Consider the following 20,068-nt stretch of genomic DNA (forward strand, 5'->3'; position numbering starts at 1 on the left):
TATGGCGAAGCAAACATCTATTGAACAAGATGGAACAATCATAGAGGCGTTATCAAACGCGATGTTTAAAGTGGAGCTGGAGAATGGACATCAATTGATTGCCCATATCTCTGGGAAAATGAGAATGAATTATATCAAGATCCTTCCAGGTGACAAGGTTAAATTAGAATTGTCTCCTTACGATCTTTCAAAAGGTAGAATCGTTTACAGATATAAATAAAATATCATGAAAGTTAAGGCATCAATCAAGAAGAGAAGTGCTGAATGTAAAGTGATCAGAAGAAAAGGTAAGCTTTACGTCATCAACAAGAAAAATCCTAAGTTTAAACAAAGACAAGGTTAATCATTATGGCAAGAATTGCAGGTGTTGACATTCCAGACAACAAACGTGGCGAAATTGGCCTTACCTATATCTTCGGTATCGGTAGAAGCTCTGCTAGAGCTATCCTAGAAAAGGCTGAAATTTCTTATGATAAGAAAGTAGGAGAGTGGAACGACGATGAGTCCACAGCGATCCGTAATATTATTTCTACGGAATTTAGAACTGAAGGAGCATTGAAATCCGAAATTCAGTTGAACATCAAGCGATTGATGGATATCGGTTGTTACAGAGGTTTAAGACACAGAAAAGGTCTTCCAGTAAGAGGTCAGAAAACCAAAAACAACGCAAGAACAAGAAAAGGTAAGAGAAAGACTGTTGCTAACAAAAAGAAGGCAACTAAATAAATCTTGACATAGATTATGGCTCAGAAAAGAAACGATAAAGCTAAAAGTAAAAAGAGAGTTGTTAAGGTAGAAGCAGTAGGCCAAGCGCACATCAAAGCTTCTTTTAACAACATCATTATCTCTATTACTAACAATTCTGGTCAGGTGATTTCTTGGGCTTCTGCCGGTAAAATGGGATTCAGAGGTTCTAAGAAAAATACCCCTTATGCTGCACAAATGGCCGCTCAAAACTGCGGACAAGTAGCGTATGACTTAGGATTAAGAAAAATTGAAGTGTTTGTAAAGGGTCCTGGTTCCGGTAGAGAATCTGCGATCAGAACTTTGCAAAATGTTGGTCTTGATGTAACTACGATTGTCGATGTGACTCCACTTCCGCACAACGGATGTCGTCCTCCTAAACGTAGAAGAGTATAATTTCTAAATAAGATACACAATGGCAAGATATACAGGTCCAAAGGCAAAAATCGCCAGAAGATTCGGTGAGCCTATCGAAGGATATAGCAAAGCTCTCCAAAAGAAAAACTACCCTCCAGGACAACATGGTAGAGGTAGAAGAAAAAAACAATCTGAATACGCTATTCAGCTTGGTGAAAAGCAAAAAGCAAAATACATCTACGGTGTATTGGAAAGACAATTCGCAAAATTGTTTGATATTGCTTCAAGAAAAGGCGGTATTACAGGTGAAAACTTATTGCAATTATTGGAAGCTAGATTGGACAACACCGTGTTCAGATTAGGAATTGCTCCTACCAGAAGAGGTGCTAGACAATTGGTTTCTCATAAGCATATTTTAGTGAATGGTGAAGTGGTAAACATCCCTTCATACACGCTTAAGCCTGGTGATGTTGTTTCGGTAAGAGAGCGTTCCAAGTCTTTGGAAGCTATTACCAACAGCTTGGCAGGTAAGAGTAGTTCTCGTTTTTCTTGGTTAGAGTGGGATAATTCTTCTTTAACTGGAAAGTTTGTCTCTGTTCCGGTAAGGGAAGATATTCCTGAAAACATTAAGGAGCAGTTGATCGTCGAACTTTACTCTAAATAATAAACTTTCAGACTTAAATAGAACTATTGATATGTCCATATTAGCATTTCAAATGCCCGAAAAAGTGGTAATGGAAAAAGCCGATGATTTTCATGGCTTGTTTACCTTCAAGCCACTTGAAAAGGGCTATGGGGTCACCATTGGTAATGCCTTGAGAAGAATTTTGTTATCTTCCTTGGAAGGCTATGCAATCACTTCTGTGAAGCTTCCAGGTGTTGTGCATGAATTTGCCACGATTGAGGGTGTTGTTGAAGATGTGACTGATATCATTTTAAATTTAAAACAAGTTAGATTTAAAAAGGTACATGATTCTATCGATGGCAAAATCACGGTAGAAGTTAAAAATCAGTCTGTTTTCACTGCTGGAGATATCGCCAAGTTCACTACCTCTTTCGAAGTTTTAAATCCTGAGTTGGTGATTTGCCACTTGGATGAATCTAAAAGCTTCGAAATTGAATTGACAGTTGAGAAAGGTAGAGGGTACCTTCCAGCGGAAGAGTCTAAACCAAAAGAGCAAGTATTTGGTGTGATTCCTATCGATGCCATCTTTACACCTATCAAGAATGTAAAGTATAGTGTAGAAAACACTAGGGTTGAGCAAAAAACTGACTTTGAGAAATTGATTCTTGAAGTAACTACAGATGGCTCTATCCACCCTGAAAAAGCATTGCAGGAATCTGCTAAAATCTTGATTCAGCACTTCATGTTATTCTCTGATCAGACTATGGTAATAGATGCTCCAGGAGCAGATTCACCTGAACCTATCGATGAGGAGTTCCTACACATGAGAAAATTGTTGAAGACTTCTTTGAGCGATTTGGATCTTTCTGTTAGAGCATTCAACTGTTTGAAAGCTGCTGACGTGAAGACACTAGGCGACCTTGCCAAGTTAGAGATTTCTGATATGATGAAATTCAGAAACTTTGGTAAGAAGTCTTTGGCTGAACTGGAGCAATTGATTCAAGAGAAAGGGTTGACCTTTGGCATGGATCTTTCTAAGTATAAACTTGATGAAGAATAAATAACATGAGACACGGTAAGAAATTTAACCACCTTGGCAGGACTGCCAGCCATAGAAAAGCAATGCTTTCTAATATGGCTACTTCCCTGATTCTTCACAAGCGTATTTCCACCACGCTTGCTAAGGCTAAGGAATTGAAAAAATATGTAGAGCCTTTGATCACAAGAGCGAAGGAAGATTCTACTCACAATAGAAGAATTGTTTTCTCTTATCTTCAAAGTAAAGAGGCTATCAAGACTCTTTTCGGTGAAGTAGTAGAAAAAGTTGGTGAGAGAAATGGTGGCTACTCCAGAATTATTAAAACTGGTTTCCGTCTAGGTGATAACGCAGAAATGTGTATCATCGAGTTAGTAGACTTCAACGAATTGATGTTGAAAGATGCTAAGCCAGCTAAGAAAACTACTAGAAGAAGTAGAAGAGGTTCTGGTAAGGCTGAGGCTTCTAATGAAGCTGGCACTACAGAAAGTACAGAAGAAAAGTCAGCTGAATAATTCATGCGGACTGATTCACATAGAAAAGGGGTTGAGCTTTTTGCTCAATCCCTTTTTTTATGTCCTGTTTATTCAGGCTAATCTTTTAAAATTTGTAACTTTGGGCAGTTCTAAAACCAACATGAATCAACAAAAAGCAACTCTTCTATTAGCAGATGGTACCATCTTCAAAGGTACACTCATTGGTAGTCCAGGGACCAATGGGGGTGAAATCTGCTTCAATACAGGTATGACAGGATATCAGGAAATCTATACAGATCCTTCATATACCGGTCAGATCGTGGTCACTACTACTTCCCATATTGGAAATTACGGTGTAATTGACTCCGAAGTGGAATCTGCAGCGCCTACCATTGCCGGGATAGTTGTGAATAGTTTTTCTCAGACCTTTAGCCGCTTGGATGCTGATGGCTCTTTGCAGGACTATTTGGTCAAGCATGGTATTACCGGTATTGCAGATATTGATACCCGCAAATTGGTGCGTCATCTACGCAGTAAGGGTGCTATGAATGCGGTTATCAGCTCCGAATATGAGGATGACTTGACAGGCTTGAAGGTACAATTAAACTTAGTGCCTGATATGAATGGTCTGGAGCTTTCATCGGAGGTATGTACCAAGGAACCTTTTTACTTTGGCGATGAAAATGCAAGCATTAAGGTGGCCTGTTTGGATTTTGGCATCAAATTGAACATCCTTCGAAATCTCGCGGACAGAGGAGTTTACTGCAAAGTATTTCCTGCAAAAACTTCATTTGAAGAATTGCAAGCATGGAATCCAGATGGTTTCTTTTTGTCAAATGGACCGGGTGACCCAGCTGTGATGGAGTATGCTGTGCATACCACTAAGCAAATTCTGGAGTCAGGGAAGCCTGTTTTTGGTATTTGCTTGGGGCATCAAATTTTGGCTGAGGCTTGTGGCATTTCAACCTATAAAATGCACCACGGGCATAGAGGGCTTAATCATCCGATCAAAAACGTGCTAACGGGAAAAAGTGAAATCACTTCCCAAAATCATGGTTTCGTGGTCAATAGAGAAGAGGTAGAGAAGAGTGATGTGGTAGAAATGACACATGTGCACCTAAATGACCATACCGTAGCTGGTATCCGTGTCAAAGGAAAGCCAGCTTTTTCTGTGCAATATCACCCGGAGTCCTCTCCAGGACCGCATGATTCGAGGTATTTATTCGACGATTTTGTATCTTACATGCATAAAAATTAAAATAACTCTTAAACCTTTAAAATTACTATTATGACGTTGATTCAATCTATTCACGCCAGACAAATTTTAGATTCCCGAGGCAATCCTACCATTGAGGTGGATGTCTTCACCGAGACAGGTGCTTTTGGCCGTGCGGCTGTGCCAAGTGGTGCATCTACCGGTATCAATGAAGCAGTGGAATTGAGAGATGGTGATAAATCAAAATACTTGGGTAAAGGCGTATTGAAAGCCGTTGCCAATGTGAACAATGTGATCGCTCCTGAATTGGTTGGGATGGACATTTTCGAGCAAAATACCATCGACCAAATCATGATTGACCTAGATGGCACACCTAATAAGAGCAAATTAGGCGCAAATGCTATTTTGGGCGTTTCACTTGCGGTAGCAAAAGCTGCTGCTATGGAAGCAGGTCAGCCACTTTATAGATATGTAGGAGGTGTGAATGCGAATACCCTTCCTGTACCTATGATGAACATCATCAACGGTGGTTCTCACTCGGATGCACCTATTGCATTTCAAGAGTTTATGATCCGCCCTGTAGGTGCAAGCAACTTTACAGACGCTATCAGAATGGGTGCTGAAATTTTCCATCATTTGAAGAAAATATTGCACGACAAAGGCTTGGTGACAGCTGTGGGTGATGAAGGTGGTTTCGCTCCTAACTTCTCCGGAGGTACAGAAGAAGCGTTGGGTTGTGTATTGGATGCAATCAAAAATGCGGGATATACTCCAGGTGAAGATATTACACTTGCGTTGGACTGTGCTGCTTCTGAGTTCTACAAAGATGGGAAGTACGATTACTCCAAATTTGAAGGTCCGAATGGTAAAGTAAGAAGCAGAGAAGAGCAAGTTGCTTATTTGGCTGAATTGACAGAGAAGTACCCAATCGATTCTATCGAAGATGGATGTGCTGAGGAAGATTGGGATGGTTGGGCAATGTTGACTGCTAAGATCGGTGATAAAGTGCAGATTGTTGGGGATGATTTATTGGTGACCAACGTGAAGTTCTTGCAAAGAGCAATCAATGAAAAGTCTGCTAACTCCATTTTGATCAAAGTGAACCAAATCGGTACCTTGACTGAGACCTTGAACGCAATCAATATGGCGCATAAGGCTGGATTTACAGCGGTGATGTCCCATAGATCCGGTGAGACAGAGGATAATACCATTGCTGACTTGGCAGTAGCCACCAACTGTGGTCAAATCAAAACAGGTTCAGCTTCTCGTTCCGATAGAATGGCGAAATACAACCAATTGCTAAGAATTGAAGAGCAGTTGGGTGATGCAGCAGTATTTCCTCAGAAGAAGTAATCATTCAATTTTGATTAAAAAGATAAAATTTCATTAAGAAAAGGCAGTCAGCAATGACTGCCTTTTTTTATTTCTGTTAAGCAATTCCTTTGACCGCTGATGGGATTTTTAGAGGAGAGCAGCGCTGATTTTTGTAAGTTAGTTGCAAATCTACTGATATTGATATGAGGAAAGTTTGCTTATTTATGCTCATGATGGGGCTATGGAGCACTGTCATCGCACAGCTAGAGCCGTTATGGCTACGTTATCCAGCCATTTCACCCAACGGCCAAGAGATTGTATTCAGCTATAAGGGGGATTTATTCAAAGTTCCCGTACAAGGTGGTACTGCTTTGCCATTGACCTTACATGAGGCGCATGATTACATGCCGGTATGGAGCCCTGATGGTTCTCAGATTGCTTTTGCATCTGATCGCTTCGGTAATTTTGATGTATTTGTGATTCCTTCTCAGGGAGGAGCAGCAAATCGCTTGACTTTTCATTCCGGCAATGATTTCCCATGGGATTTTACTCCAGATGGAAAAGAAGTGATTTTCAGCTCTCCAAGAAATGATTTGCACTCCTCCGTCCGTTTTCCAAATAGGGGGCTTTTTGGGAAGTTGTACCGAGTGCCTGTGGAAGGAGGAAGATCCATTTTAATCTCCACAGCAGGTTTTCAATCAGCGTCTTTTGATCCATCAGGAGAACGAATCTTGTTCCAAGATAGAAAAGGATATGAAGATGAATGGAGAAAGCGCCATACATCTTCGGTTACCCGAGATATTTGGTTGTATGATATAGCCAAGGAGCAATACACCCAAGTTTCAGATTTTGAAGGAGAAGATAGAGAACCCTTGTTCTCTGCTGATGGTCAATTTGCTTTTTATCTAAGTGAAAAAAATGGAAGTCAAAATGTTTTCAAACGCAATCTTGCGACAGGTCAGGAGGAACAGTTGACTAATTTTAAAGATCATCCTGTCCGTCATTTGACAAGAAGTAAAGGGGATGTGTTGAGTTTTTCATGGGATGGGGAAATTTATACGCTACGTCCAGGAGGACAGCCAAGCCGTGTTCCTATTAAAATATTTGCTGATTTTAGCGGCAAAGATCAACGCATCGTTTCCGTTAATGGAGGTGCCACCGAAATGGCTCTTTCTCCGAATGGGAAAGAGATAGCATTTGTGTTTAGAGGAGAGGTTTTTGTGACTTCTGTGGATAATAATTTAACCAAACGAATCACGAATACACCCGCACAAGAGCGCATGTTGAGCTGGGGTGCAGATGGAAGAACCTTATTTTATTCCACTGAGCGGGGCGAGAGTTGGGATATTTACAAAGCACAGATTGTCCGAACTGAAGAGCCTTATTTCTTTGCAGCTACGCTGATCAAGGAAGAGCCGGTGATTGCCACAGCCCAAGATGAATTCCAGCCATTGGTGTCTCCTGATGGGAAAGAGATTGCCTACCTAGAGGAGAGAAATCGCTTGATGATTTACAATTTGGCATCTAAAACATCAAGAGAAATCATTCCTTTGGGAGAAAACTTCTCGTATAGAGACGGCGATCAGGATTTTACCTGGAGTCCGGATAGCAAGTGGATTGTGGCTAAAAACGCACTTGGATTGTATGGGGCAAGTCACATGGTGATGTATGATGCAGCTGGTGGAAAGGCAGGAATCAATCTAACCAATTCAGGATTCTCTGATGGTCAAGGACAGTTTGCTATGAACGGCAAAGCTTTTATGTGGGCCAATGATCGTGATGGTAAAAAACCATTGGCATTGCAAGGTGCCCGCGAACTGGATATCTATGGATTGTTTTTCGATCAAGAGACCTTTGATAGATTTCGTCTGAGCAAAGCAGAATATGAACTCTTGAAAGAAAAGGAGGATAAGAATAAAAATGATAAAACTGCTTCCTGGAATCCTGATTTCGAAGGAGTGGAGCAGCGAAAGTTACGACTGACCACAGGATCCTTGAACTTAGCGTCCTTCGATGTATCTCCCGATGGGGATAAATTATACTTCATGGCAAGTTTTGAAAATCGATATGATGTCTGGGTAATGGATAATCGCACCAAGGAATTGAAGTCCTTGGCGAAAACAAATTCTGGGTCTGGAAGTATTAAATTGGACAAAGAGGGCAAAAATCTTTTTGTACTTGCCAATGGTAGATTGTCTAAAATCGAAACTGGAAGTGGCAAGGTCAGTTCGATAGGTATCAATGAAGAGATGGTACTGGATGCAGCAGCAGAGCGTGAGTATATCTTCCATCATGCGTGGAGACAAGTGAAGAAGAAGTTTTATGATCCTGAGCTGCATGGTATTGATTGGGATATGTATCGCGCGAGCTATGCACGTTTTCTTCCTCACATCAACAACAATTACGATTTCCAAGAACTCTTGAGTGAGATTTTAGGAGAGTTGAACGGCTCGCATACAGGGGGAAGATATTCTCCTAGATCAGACAATGGAGATCAAACTGCATCCTTGGGACTGTTTTACGATGAGAAATCAACTGAAGCAGGGCTAAAAATTACTGAAGTAATCAAAGGAGGTCCACTAGATAGAGCAAGTTCGAAAGTGAAAGCGGGTCATGTTATTGAAAAGATCGACGGAGTAGCAATTGATGGAAGTTTGGATTGGAACATGCTGCTCAATCGAAAGAGTGATAAAAATATACTACTTTCTCTAGTTGATCCGAGTACTAAGCAGCGCTGGGAGGAAATTGTTAAGCCGATTTCTCAGGGTGCGGAGAATGCACTTTTGTATAAGCGTTGGGTAGAAACTATGCGTGCTATGGTGGATGAAATGAGTGGAGGAAGATTGGGTTATGTGCATGTGCAAGGAATGAATGACAACAGTTTCCGAACAGTGTACGATGAAGTCTTAGGTAGACATGCGGATAAGGAAGCATTGATTGTAGATACCCGCTTCAATGGCGGGGGTTGGTTGCACGAAGATCTTTCTACCTTTTTGGATGGAAAGCCTTATGCAACCTTTAGGCCTTATGGATTTATTGCCCGAGGTGGTGAACCACGGGATAAATGGGCTAAACCATCTGTCGTGCTGATGAGTGAGAGTAATTACTCTGATGCTCACGCATTCCCGTATGCTTACCGGGCGAAGGGGATAGGTAAATTGATTGGTATGCCTGTTCCGGGGACCAGTACCGCCGTTTGGTGGGAAACACAGATTGATCCAACCTTGGTATTTGGTATTCCTATGATTGCCTTTTACGGAGTAGCAGAAGATAGACCTTTAGAAAATCTCCAGTTAGAGCCAGATATCAAAGTAGCAACCCCTTTTGAAGAAATTCTTTACGGAAAGGATGCGCAGTTGGAGGCAGCTGTTGAGGAGCTATTGAAGACATTGAAAAAGTAGTAGGTGGAAATAAAGTAGAAATATGCTTCGCGAAATAAGGTGGAAACATACTTCGTGAAATAAGGTGGAAATATACTTTGTGAAATAAGGTGGAAATACACTTTGTGAAATAAGGTGGAAATACACTTTGTGAAATAAGGTAGGAATATGCTTCGTGATATAAAGTAGAAATATGCTTTGCGAAATAAGGTGTAAATAATGTTGGGTTTTGATTGATTTTGGTCAAGGGCGAGCCTGTTATTGAAATGAAACAACTTTAGAATAAAAACAGCCCCAGCAATCTTTGCTGGGGCTGTTTTTTGTTGTTGAAGTCTTATGATTTTGCTTGGAGGCGTGCTTTGAAGAGTACTTCGTAGTCGCGTTCTCGTTCACTTTTGTTTGGTGAAATCCAAATGTTGTTTTCTGAGTCAATGAATTCTATTCTTCCCAAATCTGATGGAATATTAACAGGGGTGAGGGTCCCATCTTCTGAGACAATGGCCCATTTGGCTACCTGAACCTTGTTGATGGCTTGAAAAATCTCCTGAAATCCATTTGCCCCTTCAATAGCTCGCTCATACGCTTCATCCGATAGACCGCTTTCATAACCAATTAGAAGTTGATTTTGATAATTGTGCAAGTGATTGATGGAGCCATAGGCAAATGTGCGGGTATCGAAACTGATGACATCCAAGTCTATGGCTTTTGGATCTTTCCCTTTGATTTGCTCAAAGGCGTCAAACTTCAAGGTTATTTCCTTAGCTGGCTTTTCTAAATCTGACCATTCGTAGTAATACAAGGTCGAGTCATTGGTAAAGGCTACATACACCCCCGAGTCCTGAACACGTATCACAGGATAGGTAGAGGTTTGGGTGTAGATTTCATCGGGTTTACTAAATCGGGAATTAGCTGGAAAGGGTACTACGCCGCTGAAGCTGTTTTCAGGGATATTGATTTTTTCTAAAATTGTCCCCGAATCGATGGAATAGAATCCCGATCCTTTTTGATTCCTTGAGCCCAGTTGTGCTAATGCTTCATTTTCATTCCTAAATTGAAATAAATCTGCATGATACACCTGATAACCCATGGCAGGCGTAAAGTCAGGTTTGAATTTACTCAGGAGAGTGCCGGCAAAATCATACAAGAAAAAGCCATTGATGCCCAATACTGCAAAGGATTCAGAATTCTTGAATTGTGGCCGTGCAATGGGGTTGGCCCCGATATTATTAGGTTGATCTCCCGTAAATTGGTACGTTTGCAAGATATGGCCCGCTTGGTCAATAAGTAAGATTTCCGAGTTTTGCAGGTTCATAGCCAGAAAATGCGCCCCGTCAGGACTGATATGTGACCATCCCAAAACGCCGATGTAGTCTACGGTAACCGAGTCTATGATAGACAACTCATAACCGCTTATTGTAGCTGTAGAAACGATGTTACTTTCTTTTTTGCCACAAGCCAGCGTGAGAAAAAAAAGGCCAAGCACAAAGACTGGCCTGAAATGTTTGGAGCTCATACGATCACCTTTTGTACAGTTGATGGACAGCGTATACTTTATTAGGTTTTACAACTTCTGACAAGAAGATTAAATTCTCTTGTATTCCGATGATTTGATAGGTGAAGGTAAGTACTTTGTCTCTTTTGGGGGTTTGGATATTGACAAATACACCTTCATCGGTGCTGAATATATCAGAGCCTTCGTGTATGGTTATTACATTTTCTTTGTTGATGGACTTTAGCCGTATTCCATACGCATTTCGATTAGTTCTGGCTGTTTGCTGATGGGAGAATGTACTATTGCTTAGTATGTTTCTTACCTGTTGTTCGGAGATTTTTTTCTCAGGAGCTAGGTATAACACTGCCTGGTAGCTGTAAAATTTTTCCAATCCCCCATAAGGCATTCGCTGAGTAATCCAAACATGTGATGCACCGCGAGAACTTGCTTCTTCCAATAGTTTTTTTCTTGCTCGGGTGTCTATGGCGTTGATAGCTGTGAATACCCAAGCACCTCTAGCCTTTGAGTGGGCTTCTCCTATTTTGATAAGGTCTTTTGTTTCACTGTAATCGTGAAGGATTGTGATTTCTTCTGGTTTTGTAAAACCCTCAACAGGACCTAGTCTTTCGATAAATTGAGCTTGGGCTGTGAATGAGCAGGTGATAAAAAGGATCAATGCAAGCAAATAGCTTGTTTTAAAATTTGTAATCATCATAAAGAGTTTTTCTTTAGTTGTACGAAGAACTTCTTTCTGAGGATGGGAAATAGCGGAAAATTTATTGGAAAAATACCAATAGTTAACTTAAGGAGTTTTTTTACCTATAAAAAAAGGTGTTTAATGAAGCATGTTATGGATCAGTACCTGGGGACTAAATTCAATTTTGGTAAAATAAGCTATATACACTCACGATCAGAATAAACAAAAGGAGGGCTGCAAAAAGATTTTTTTTAAAATCTAGAATTTTTGATTTCGATTGTTTGAAAGCAACTATTCGTGATAGAAACCCCGTCAGTTGAAGCAGCCCTATCATGATGAGATCAATCAGAATGTCAAATAATAAAATCATATCTATGTTAGTTGAGTAAAACTCCAAGGGCGACTAGCATTCCAATTCCAATTCCAATTGCCCCCATTTGGAATATCCGTTTTTCTTTGATTCGAGCAGCATTTTCCTGTTTTCCCTTCCTTCCAAATAATAGTGGATGTCACCGTTTATTCGTTCCACTTTGGAGATGTCCCGATAGCGTGTTTTAAGCTTTTTGGATGTTCGATCTGGCTCGATTCGGTAAACTATCTTCTCAAACCTCATTTTGTGGATAAACACATCTAATACTTCTCCATTCTCCTTCCAAATAATATCTTGGGCAAAAGAAGTAAGTGGTAGTAGGAAAACTACCCAAACTACAATGATTTTAACATAAGATCTAATTGGCTCATTCATGTGATTTTTTTTTTCACAAAAGAATAATTTACCAAAAACGTAGCGGTGAACATGGCAGTATAGTGAGCAGTACTTAAAGGCCCTCCATGTATGTAGTGCTCGATTAATTTCCCTATGAATAGAACGAATACTAAATTAGCCGTAAAGTAGAGACTGATTTTTTTAATCCTATTCCATGATTTCATTAGCATATGAGTGAATGCTGCTAGGTTTATTTTTTGCGCACTTGTTTCAGATCCATTTCTACGACTTCTCCGAAGACCTCATAAGCTTTCATATCCATGGATTTTTTGTTTCCAGCAATGCTAAAGCTCAATGGATTGCCGACAATATAGGTTTCGTAGGCTCTTTCAATGGCATCAAATTCAAGAGTTTGGTAGCGCTCGTAAAATAATTGGTTAGGGTCCTGATCGAAGCCCAATAATTTCCAGCTGTATATCGTCTGCGGCAGCGTTCGGAAATAGGGTTTTGAAAAGGCTGCTGTTTGTACCAATGATTTTTGGATTTCAGGGAGTCGGTCTTCTTTTTTTGGAAGCTCCTGAAGGAGGTCCTTAAACACGGTCATGGCTTCCACGCTTTTATCTGCTTGGCATCCTACAAACCCAATGGTATAGGCATTTCTTCCGCGGATAGACCCGTTATTCAATCTGGCCCAAGTTGCATAAGCTAAAGAACGGAATTCCCGGATTTCCTGAAATACTAGACCAGACATGGAATTACCAAAATATTCATTGAATGCATTAATAGCATATTGATCTTCTTTGGAGCGTGGTTGATTGCTCTGACTCATAAAGTAAATCTGAGTTTGAATGGCCTTTTTATCATTGATAAAAAAGACTGTGGGCTTGGCATGCATAGCTAAAGGTCTCTCGTCCATCACCTTTGGTTCTGTTCCGGTTAAAATAGTACCCAAGGAATTTTTCAGCACCTGTTCAATCTCTTGATTAGGGGTATTGCCCACATAGGAAAGTAATGATTCCGTATTTAGTAATGTTTTTAAGCTCTCCTGAAGGGCGCTAAATGGCAATGCTTTGATTTCCTTCATAGACATGCGGGTAAGATAGGGAGAGTTTTCTCCATACAAGAGATAATCGCTGATGATATCTGATTTGGCATCGAGATCTTTTCCTTCTATTCTGCGTTCAAATCGTACTCCGGAAAGGTATTTCTTTTTACCCACCTCCGTGAAAACCGGTTGGGAAAGTAGTTCTTGAAGTAGATCCATGCTGGCTTGAAAGTTTTCCTCCAATCCTTGCATACTAATCATAAACTGTAGGTCAGAGCTATACATTGATAAGCTGGTGCCCAAGCGTGCTAAAGCAGCTTTAAACTCATCTCTACTTTTAGTAGCTGTTCCAGCGGAATTAAGCATGGAGGCCAAGTATTCTAATTGATTGTCTTGAAGGTCACCCCGCTGGATATTTATTGTAAAGCTGAAAATGCTATTGATAGGGTTTGGGGAATAGTATAGATGTACCAGTTCGTTGAGTTTATTGATTTGTACTGCTTCGGATATGTCTACAAAGCTAGGACTCAGGGGAAGCTCTGGAATGGCTTTAAATGCTTTTGCGTACTCAGATTCCGTTCCTTTTGGGCTTACCGGTGTGAACGGAGGTTTGGGGAGTTTGTTTTTCTTGGGAAAACCTGTTCTGGAATATAATACCAATCTATTTTCTCCAAAATAAGTATTCGCTTTGGCTACTACATCCTCTTTTGTGATGCTTTGAATTTGTTCGGTCAGGCTAAGCACTTCCTCCCATGGGCGCTCACTGATAAATGCATTTGCCAGGAGGTAGACTTTTTGAAAATTGGATTCTAAGTTGAGTTGCTGTCTTTTGGTGTAATTGAGTTTGATGTCATCTAATAACTGTTCATCGAAATTGCCAGATTTGAGTTTATCCAATTCTGCCAACATCATATTTTCGGCTTTTTTGAGCGACTGTCCCACGATTTTTGGCACGAAAATGACAAGTGTTCGCCCGTGTTCCACTTGGATATCAGCTTCCATTTCGGCAGCCAACAGCTTATTATCCAAGGTCAACTTATCCCATAAGCCTGTTTCACTTCTATTGCTTAGGAGCTCATTGATGACTGTAAGTGCTGCTTCATCAGGATGCCCAACGGGAACAGTTCGGTAACCTGCAATTCCTGCCTTAATGGGAAGATAGCGACCTTTGATCACCTCTTTGCCTTTGAATTCTGCTTCTGCTATAAATTCGCGAGCGGGTTTGTCTTTGGCTTTCCAGCGGCCAAATTTCTCATCCAAAATAGGCTTAATTAGTTTGATGTCGATATCACCGCTGATGATCAAGGCCATATTGGCGGGAACATAGTAGGTGTTGTAGTACTCGTACATGCGCTTGAGGGATGGGTTTTTGAGGTGTTCTACCTCCCCAAGAATATCCCGTTGCCCGTAAGGATGATTTTTATAAAAAGCTCTATCAAAAGTTTCTATAACCTTGTAGGTAGGGTCATCCATGTACATGTTTTTTTCTTCGTATACCGTTTCCAATTCAGATTGGAACATACGGAACACAGGATTCATAAATCTATGCGAGTAGATTTCCGACCATTTTTCCAGTTGATGTGGAGGGAAGGTGTTGTAGTACATGACCATGTCATGGGAAGTGAAGGCATTAAGACCTTTACCACCGATGCTATTGATGAGTCGGTCAAATTCATTGGCTACTGCAAATTCGGAGGCAAGCAAGTTTTGTTCATTGATTTGAAGTTGGATAGCCTTTCGGAGGTCTTCTGATTTAGTCTTCCCAAGTTCCTCATAGAGAGAGTCAATTTTAGCTAAATAAATAGATTCTTTGGTGAAATCAGTGGTTCCCATTTCAGTGGTACCTTTGAAAAGCATGTGTTCCAGATAATGGGCCATTCCAGTTGCATCTTCCGGGTCCCAAATTGCACCTCCATTGACTACCACCGCACCGAGTACTTCTGGCCTAGTTTTGTCTTCATGCAGATAGATGGTGAGCCCGTTCGGTAATTGATAGGTTTCTACATATAATTGTTGGGCGAAAATGCCTATGGGTAGAAAAAAGAGTAGTAAAAATAGCTTTTTCATAGGTTTAAATTTTTTTGATGGAACGGGTATTTATAAAGAGAGGTTTCGTTAGATAAGGTTTTATTATTGAGCACTATTTATTCGAAGAATTGATTGAGAATAAAGCTGACAAAGTTGCTAGCAGCATGTACTGCAAATACTGTCCAAAAAGGATTTAGTCCTTTTGTGTACTTTGCCATGATATAAAAGAAAGCGAATAAGAATCCAGAAATGGTAGCAACCACAAGGTAGTAAATATTGTAATCATGCGTTAGGCCAAATGGGATTCCTGAAAGCAGGATGGGAATCAGCAGTGGAATTTGTTTTTTTAGGATGGATTCAATCCAAAAAACTAATTCAATTATAAGGTATTGAAAAAGGAAAGTTTCCAGAAGAGGGCCTCCCAACACAACCACCAAGAATAATTCCATCGTGGACATGTCCTGTAGAAAATCAATGTCAAATACCGAGTCATCTACTAGCCAATTAACTAGTAAAGAGGATGAAATGGTATAAAATACTTCAATAGCAATAAAGAAAAGCAAAAGCTGAAGAGGTGCTCGATGGTTATGATTTTCGATGAATACTCGGATAGGATCTCGCCAGTTTGTCATGTTTTAGAATTCAGCTTTCATTGAATTTTTCTTTTTTCCATTGTATGAATGCAGGGAGTAAAAGCGTCATCGAATGGATAAACATTCCTGCAGCAAATAATCCATAGGCGTATCGTCCCAGTTTTTCATCTAAAAAATAGCTATCGATTAATGGTGATGCAATCATAGCTAAGCTGATGATGAAGATATAAGGTTTGAGTTTTTTCATTGAACGTGGTTAGTCTATGATGTATTTAAGAAATAATTGTTGGAAATTAATGAATAGTGATTAAAAGGGAAATAATCCTGTGAAAAATAAACGTTTAATTTTGGAATTGCTTACCTGTTTGGGATGTACTGCCCCTTTAGGGCAGGGGAGGTGTATTTAGTCTTTTAATCCATGGGTTTTGTAACCCATGGTTACTGTGGTGTTGCTCTTTCAGAGCAGGGTGGCGTTTTGGGCTGTAGACCTGTACTTCGTAGATTTAACTAATCTAAAATGAACGGCTAGGGCCGTAGGTCTGTGATCTTCGTAGGAAAAAATGATATGTAGTAGGAGAGGGGCGTAGCCCTGAGGTCTTGTACCATATTGAAAAGTTGAAGGATTAGGGACAACAAAAATCAACAACTTTAATTGCTCAAGGAATAACGTATGGTGTCAAAAAGTGAATTTCGATGGAAAAAAGTTATGTTAATTGATTTAGAAGTGTTTGGCATAAAATATCACATCCATGTAGGTTTTCTGATTTTCTATTTTGCTTTTATGAAAAATCTTTTAACCTTTTCTTCTAGAATGATTAAGGAGTCTCCATTTATTTGATAGGCAGACTGCATGGTTTGGTTAATTGCAGGCATCTCAGTAAATAATGTAGCATCAGTGTCGGTTGACCAATAAATCATAGGTATATCTGAAAAATCAAATTTATATCCATACTTTTTAGCTAAATCTCTAAAAATTCTCGAGTCTAGAATTAATCTACCATCTTTTGTATAAGTAACCTTGTAATTTTTAGATGAATTATCTAACTCTTTATCAAGTATACCATCTACTGTAAACGTTTGTTTTTCAATCCATGTGCCTACAAGCCGTTCATCTTTTGAATGGTTTGAAGATGAGTTTTTATTTGGGATAGATGGTTGTTTAACTGGTTCAAAGTCTATGGTATAAAGTTTTTTATCTAATTCAAACGCCAAGGATAGGACGTCGTCTTTCTTTGAAGCAGTAACCTCAAGTTCTTCGCCGCTGTCCAAAGGAATATCAAACTTTATTTTATTGTCCAGTTTTATTCCTACCATTAGAATAGGATTGTTCTTCGCGGACTGCAAGGTGACTAAAAAATGATCTTTTTCTTTTTCAATGATAAGAAGATCTTGATCGCTGATTAAACTCCCTAAATAAAATCCCTCCAGCTTTTGACTAAAAGAAAGAAAAGGGGCTAAAAGGAGAGTAATTACTTTTAAATATCTCATATCAGTGGGAATATTAGTTTTATTGACGATAAAAACGTTTCGTTCAATATAATTTTGGTGCCCTGTAAATACTTAAAAATTAATAAATTTAGTCCTATGAATGAAGAAGCTGTGAGAAGTTAAACGTTTAATTTGCTACACATGCTTAGTTTTTGAAAAAGTACTACACTTTCGGGAGGAATTATTGGGCCGTAGGCCTAAGATCTTCGTAGAAATTAAATAATCGCTAGCAGGAGAGGGGCGTAGCCCTGAGGTCTTGTGCCTTAGTGAAAAGTAAGGAAAGTTAAGGGATTGGGGAAAGCGGAGATCAATAATTTTAAATGCTCAAGGAATAACATCTAGTTTCAGATAATAAATTTCGATGGGGAACAAAAATAAATGTGTTAATTGGTCTTATAGGTGTTAAGTATAAAATATCTCTGCCATATAGGTTTGATAATTTCCTTATTGATCAATAAATCAATGAAAATCCACCCTAAAATATCCGTATTTTTTCAGGAGGAGATCGTTAATAGACAATATCTGATCTTTTAAAATTATTCTTAGCCTTAGGTCTTCTTCTTGTTTTGGATCAAGTTCCATAAGTTGGCAAAGCGCTGACAACTTTTCTTTGTTGGTAGTATCATCACTTTCTATAAACAGTTCTTCGATCATTGTGATTCCTTCAGCCTCAAGAAAATAGAATCTGTTCTTCCCAAAAAACTTAGGATACATATCCTGTATTTCTTTTTTATCAACATAAGATTTATTCAATAGTCTATTTAAACCTTCAAAAAATGCTCTGAGCCATCGAAGTAGCAGATCTCTTTCTTGCATTATTGAGAGTATGATGAAGTGACACTAGTGTTTATCAAGATTATAGACTGGTTAAAGGTAGGCTTAAAAAGAAGTGAGTTTTGATCAAAAAAAGTAAATTGAAATCCCAACTGCTGCTCCTGAAATAAGTCCAATGATTAATCCTTCAACGAATGTGATTTTATTAAATTTCATAACATCTATTTTAGCTAGACTTTATTTTTTGGATAATAAATCAATAAGAATATAATTCTGCTCCTATTGATAAAAAACAAGTCTTTAATTATCGCCAATGTGGGATTTATCATATCGCATAATACACAAATGCCGCAAGTGCACCAACTCCAACACCATACAATAGTCCTATAAGGAATGATTTTTTATACGCTTTGTTTTTGAATATATTCATAAATCTTACTCTGTAGGTTCTTGATTATTAGTCGATTATTGTTTGACTGTTTTCATGGTGCGCTTTTGCTTTGCCAATGGCATACGCTGCATGGTAAGCAAAAAATGCTATGGTGACAATGATTGCGAGGATTTGAATAAGACCTTTTGCTTTCATAGTTTGCAAATTAATCATTAGTTGTTACGGGGTGAATTCGCAGAAGGTTTTTTTGTTTTTTGTGTTTTTATAAAAATTAGTATTCTATATTTTTACGAAAGCCATAGATTTTGTCACTATTTTTCTTCAAAATCAATTTTTTCCTTGACTATGAGGTTAAATTTTAACGATTTTTTTACTTAACCTCTTGTCTCAATTTTGGGGAGTATTATATAGTTTATAAATTCTATGTTGTTTATGGTTTTGTGTGTTTTTAATCAAGAAACAACAATAAAACAAGCTCAGGAAATCAATGAAACTAAATGACAAAGATTATTTTGTTACGTGCATCATTGCGAACAGTCAGATTTTGGAATTGATTTGATTTCAACTCTTAACAAGTTTCGAGAAAGGAAAATTTGACACCAACATGAAAACAACAACAGTCATAACAACAACATGGCCACTTGTCACACTAGATTTACCCAGAATCAACATTATCCCTTGTCCAATTATTAGAGATATAATTAATGAAGCAAGTAATTTTAACATGTTTTTTATTAGTTTTTTCATTTATGTAATTTTTAATGTTATTAATCTTAATAAATAACTGCTGGTTTCGATTTATCAAAACCAGCAGTCATAATTTATTGACAATCACATTCGCCAGCAACTCCCTTAACTACCCCATCAATAACTTCATAGGCTACATAGCCTGCTACAGCGGTTGCAGCTGCTTTGCCTGCCCATATCAAAAGAGGAACGAAAAAACCCCCACCATTAATATCATTTAATTCAGAACTATTTAACTCTAACATTTCTAGATTTTTCATAACTTATTAACATTTAAACAAAAACACATTCAGCACACATATCGGCTGGTGGAACTTGAGGTACAGGCTTGTCTAAAAATTCTTTAATTTTTTTACAAATCCAATCTGATATTGGTCCCCCACCATCTATCTCCATCTTTTCCTCAAAACTTAATTCTTTAAACTTGTCCATAATTTAAATAAATTTTCATTTTTCCCCAACCATTTCCTGGCGTTGGGTTTTCCCAATCTCGCTCTGGCAAATCAGGTTAGCTAGCATGGTGATTTGCTGATTGATCAATAAATCAATGAAAACCCACCCTAAAATATCCGTATTTTTTCAGGAGGAGATCGTTAATAGACAATGTCTGATCTTTCAAAATTTGTCTTAGCCTAACGTCTTCTTCTAGTTTTAGATCGAGTTCCATAAGTTGGCAAAGTGCTGACAACTTTTCTTTTTTGGTAGTATCATCACTTTCTAAAAACAATTCTTCAATCATAGTTATTCCTTCAGCCTCAAGAAAATAGACTCTGTTCTTCCCGAAAAACTTAGGATACATATCCTGTATTTCTCTTTTATCAACATAAGATTTATTCAACAGCCTATTTAAACTTTCAAAGAATGCCCTTAGCCATCGAAGTAGTATATCTCTTTCTTGCATGGTTGATTTTACGATGAAATAGGTCTCGTGTTGTTTTTAGGACTGTAAAGTGATTGAT

At 38.8% G+C, this 20,068-nt stretch carries 22 protein-coding genes; 10 read left to right on the plus strand and 12 right to left on the minus strand.

Annotated elements, in window-relative coordinates:
* Position 1: 1 nt before the first annotated feature.
* The 10 genes from infA to ACXIUD_RS02030 all read left to right on the plus strand — a co-directional run bounded on the left by infA (position 2) and on the right by ACXIUD_RS02030 (position 9,169).
* The gene (gene infA / locus ACXIUD_RS01985; RefSeq protein WP_040480068.1) at positions 2 to 220 is read left to right on the plus strand and encodes a translation initiation factor IF-1; all 219 of its coding nucleotides are present in this window, start codon (positions 2 to 4) and stop codon (positions 218 to 220) included.
* Positions 221 to 226: 6 nt separating this feature from the next.
* Complete coding sequence (gene rpmJ / locus ACXIUD_RS01990; protein WP_189586007.1) at positions 227 to 343, plus strand: 50S ribosomal protein L36; 117 nt, start codon at positions 227 to 229, stop codon at positions 341 to 343.
* A 5-nt stretch (positions 344 to 348) separates the two neighbouring features.
* Entirely contained in the window at positions 349 to 726 is a 378-nt protein-coding gene (rpsM, locus tag ACXIUD_RS01995) for a 30S ribosomal protein S13 (protein ID WP_458050936.1), read from the plus strand.
* 15 nt (positions 727 to 741) lie between these two features.
* Positions 742 to 1,140: a 30S ribosomal protein S11 gene (gene rpsK / locus ACXIUD_RS02000; protein WP_189586013.1), complete on the plus strand. Its 399-nt coding sequence runs from the start codon at positions 742 to 744 to the stop codon at positions 1,138 to 1,140.
* Between the two features lie 19 nt (positions 1,141 to 1,159).
* Positions 1,160 to 1,765, plus strand: a complete 606-nt coding sequence (rpsD, locus tag ACXIUD_RS02005; protein WP_458050937.1) for a 30S ribosomal protein S4 — start codon at positions 1,160 to 1,162, stop codon at positions 1,763 to 1,765.
* 31 nt (positions 1,766 to 1,796) lie between these two features.
* Positions 1,797 to 2,786 (plus strand): DNA-directed RNA polymerase subunit alpha, encoded by a 990-nt coding sequence (locus tag ACXIUD_RS02010; RefSeq protein ID WP_189586019.1) that lies wholly within the window; start codon positions 1,797 to 1,799, stop codon positions 2,784 to 2,786.
* A gap of 5 nt (positions 2,787 to 2,791) precedes the next feature.
* Positions 2,792 to 3,277 carry a 50S ribosomal protein L17 gene (rplQ, locus tag ACXIUD_RS02015; protein ID WP_458050938.1) on the plus strand — a complete coding sequence of 162 codons (486 nt, stop codon included), beginning with the start codon at positions 2,792 to 2,794 and terminating at the stop codon, positions 3,275 to 3,277.
* 121 nt (positions 3,278 to 3,398) lie between these two features.
* Positions 3,399 to 4,496: a glutamine-hydrolyzing carbamoyl-phosphate synthase small subunit gene (gene carA, locus ACXIUD_RS02020; RefSeq protein ID WP_458050939.1), complete on the plus strand. Its 1,098-nt coding sequence runs from the start codon at positions 3,399 to 3,401 to the stop codon at positions 4,494 to 4,496.
* Positions 4,497 to 4,526: 30 nt separating this feature from the next.
* Positions 4,527 to 5,807, plus strand: coding sequence for a phosphopyruvate hydratase (eno, locus tag ACXIUD_RS02025; RefSeq protein WP_458050940.1), 1,281 nt, complete (start codon positions 4,527 to 4,529; stop codon positions 5,805 to 5,807).
* A 164-nt stretch (positions 5,808 to 5,971) separates the two neighbouring features.
* On the plus strand, positions 5,972 to 9,169 hold the full coding sequence (locus tag ACXIUD_RS02030; protein ID WP_458050941.1) for a S41 family peptidase: 3,198 nt from the start codon (positions 5,972 to 5,974) through the stop codon (positions 9,167 to 9,169).
* 313 nt (positions 9,170 to 9,482) lie between these two features.
* Here ACXIUD_RS02030 and ACXIUD_RS02035 read toward each other — a convergent pair whose 3' ends face one another.
* From ACXIUD_RS02035 to ACXIUD_RS02090, 12 genes are all read right to left on the minus strand, one after another.
* Complete coding sequence (locus tag ACXIUD_RS02035; RefSeq protein ID WP_458050942.1) at positions 9,483 to 10,661, minus strand: hypothetical protein; 1,179 nt, start codon at positions 10,659 to 10,661, stop codon at positions 9,483 to 9,485.
* Between the two features lie 4 nt (positions 10,662 to 10,665).
* A complete protein-coding gene (locus ACXIUD_RS02040) occupies positions 10,666 to 11,355 on the minus strand; it encodes a hypothetical protein (protein ID WP_458050943.1) in 690 nt (229 codons plus the stop codon).
* Positions 11,356 to 11,740: 385 nt separating this feature from the next.
* Positions 11,741 to 12,082, minus strand: coding sequence for a hypothetical protein (locus tag ACXIUD_RS02045; RefSeq protein WP_458050944.1), 342 nt, complete (start codon positions 12,080 to 12,082; stop codon positions 11,741 to 11,743).
* Positions 12,083 to 12,293: 211 nt separating this feature from the next.
* Positions 12,294 to 15,155: a M16 family metallopeptidase gene (locus ACXIUD_RS02050; RefSeq protein ID WP_458050945.1), complete on the minus strand. Its 2,862-nt coding sequence runs from the start codon at positions 15,153 to 15,155 to the stop codon at positions 12,294 to 12,296.
* A gap of 77 nt (positions 15,156 to 15,232) precedes the next feature.
* Positions 15,233 to 15,748, minus strand: a complete 516-nt coding sequence (locus tag ACXIUD_RS02055) for a CPBP family intramembrane glutamic endopeptidase (protein WP_458050946.1) — start codon at positions 15,746 to 15,748, stop codon at positions 15,233 to 15,235.
* Between the two features lie 10 nt (positions 15,749 to 15,758).
* A complete protein-coding gene (locus ACXIUD_RS02060; protein ID WP_458050947.1) occupies positions 15,759 to 15,956 on the minus strand; it encodes a hypothetical protein in 198 nt (65 codons plus the stop codon).
* Positions 15,957 to 16,477: 521 nt separating this feature from the next.
* Positions 16,478 to 17,197, minus strand: a complete 720-nt coding sequence (locus ACXIUD_RS02065) for a hypothetical protein (RefSeq protein WP_458050948.1) — start codon at positions 17,195 to 17,197, stop codon at positions 16,478 to 16,480.
* A 459-nt stretch (positions 17,198 to 17,656) separates the two neighbouring features.
* Positions 17,657 to 18,013: a hypothetical protein gene (locus ACXIUD_RS02070; protein WP_458050949.1), complete on the minus strand. Its 357-nt coding sequence runs from the start codon at positions 18,011 to 18,013 to the stop codon at positions 17,657 to 17,659.
* 415 nt (positions 18,014 to 18,428) lie between these two features.
* The gene (locus ACXIUD_RS02075) at positions 18,429 to 18,557 is read right to left on the minus strand and encodes a hypothetical protein (RefSeq protein WP_458050950.1); all 129 of its coding nucleotides are present in this window, start codon (positions 18,555 to 18,557) and stop codon (positions 18,429 to 18,431) included.
* A 626-nt stretch (positions 18,558 to 19,183) separates the two neighbouring features.
* Complete coding sequence (locus ACXIUD_RS02080; RefSeq protein WP_458050951.1) at positions 19,184 to 19,369, minus strand: hypothetical protein; 186 nt, start codon at positions 19,367 to 19,369, stop codon at positions 19,184 to 19,186.
* A gap of 13 nt (positions 19,370 to 19,382) precedes the next feature.
* Positions 19,383 to 19,541 carry a hypothetical protein gene (locus ACXIUD_RS02085; RefSeq protein WP_458050952.1) on the minus strand — a complete coding sequence of 53 codons (159 nt, stop codon included), beginning with the start codon at positions 19,539 to 19,541 and terminating at the stop codon, positions 19,383 to 19,385.
* 112 nt (positions 19,542 to 19,653) lie between these two features.
* Entirely contained in the window at positions 19,654 to 20,010 is a 357-nt protein-coding gene (locus tag ACXIUD_RS02090) for a hypothetical protein (RefSeq protein WP_458050953.1), read from the minus strand.
* Positions 20,011 to 20,068 lie beyond the last annotated feature (58 nt).

The sequence above is a fragment of the Mongoliitalea sp. genome (genome assembly GCF_054166905.1).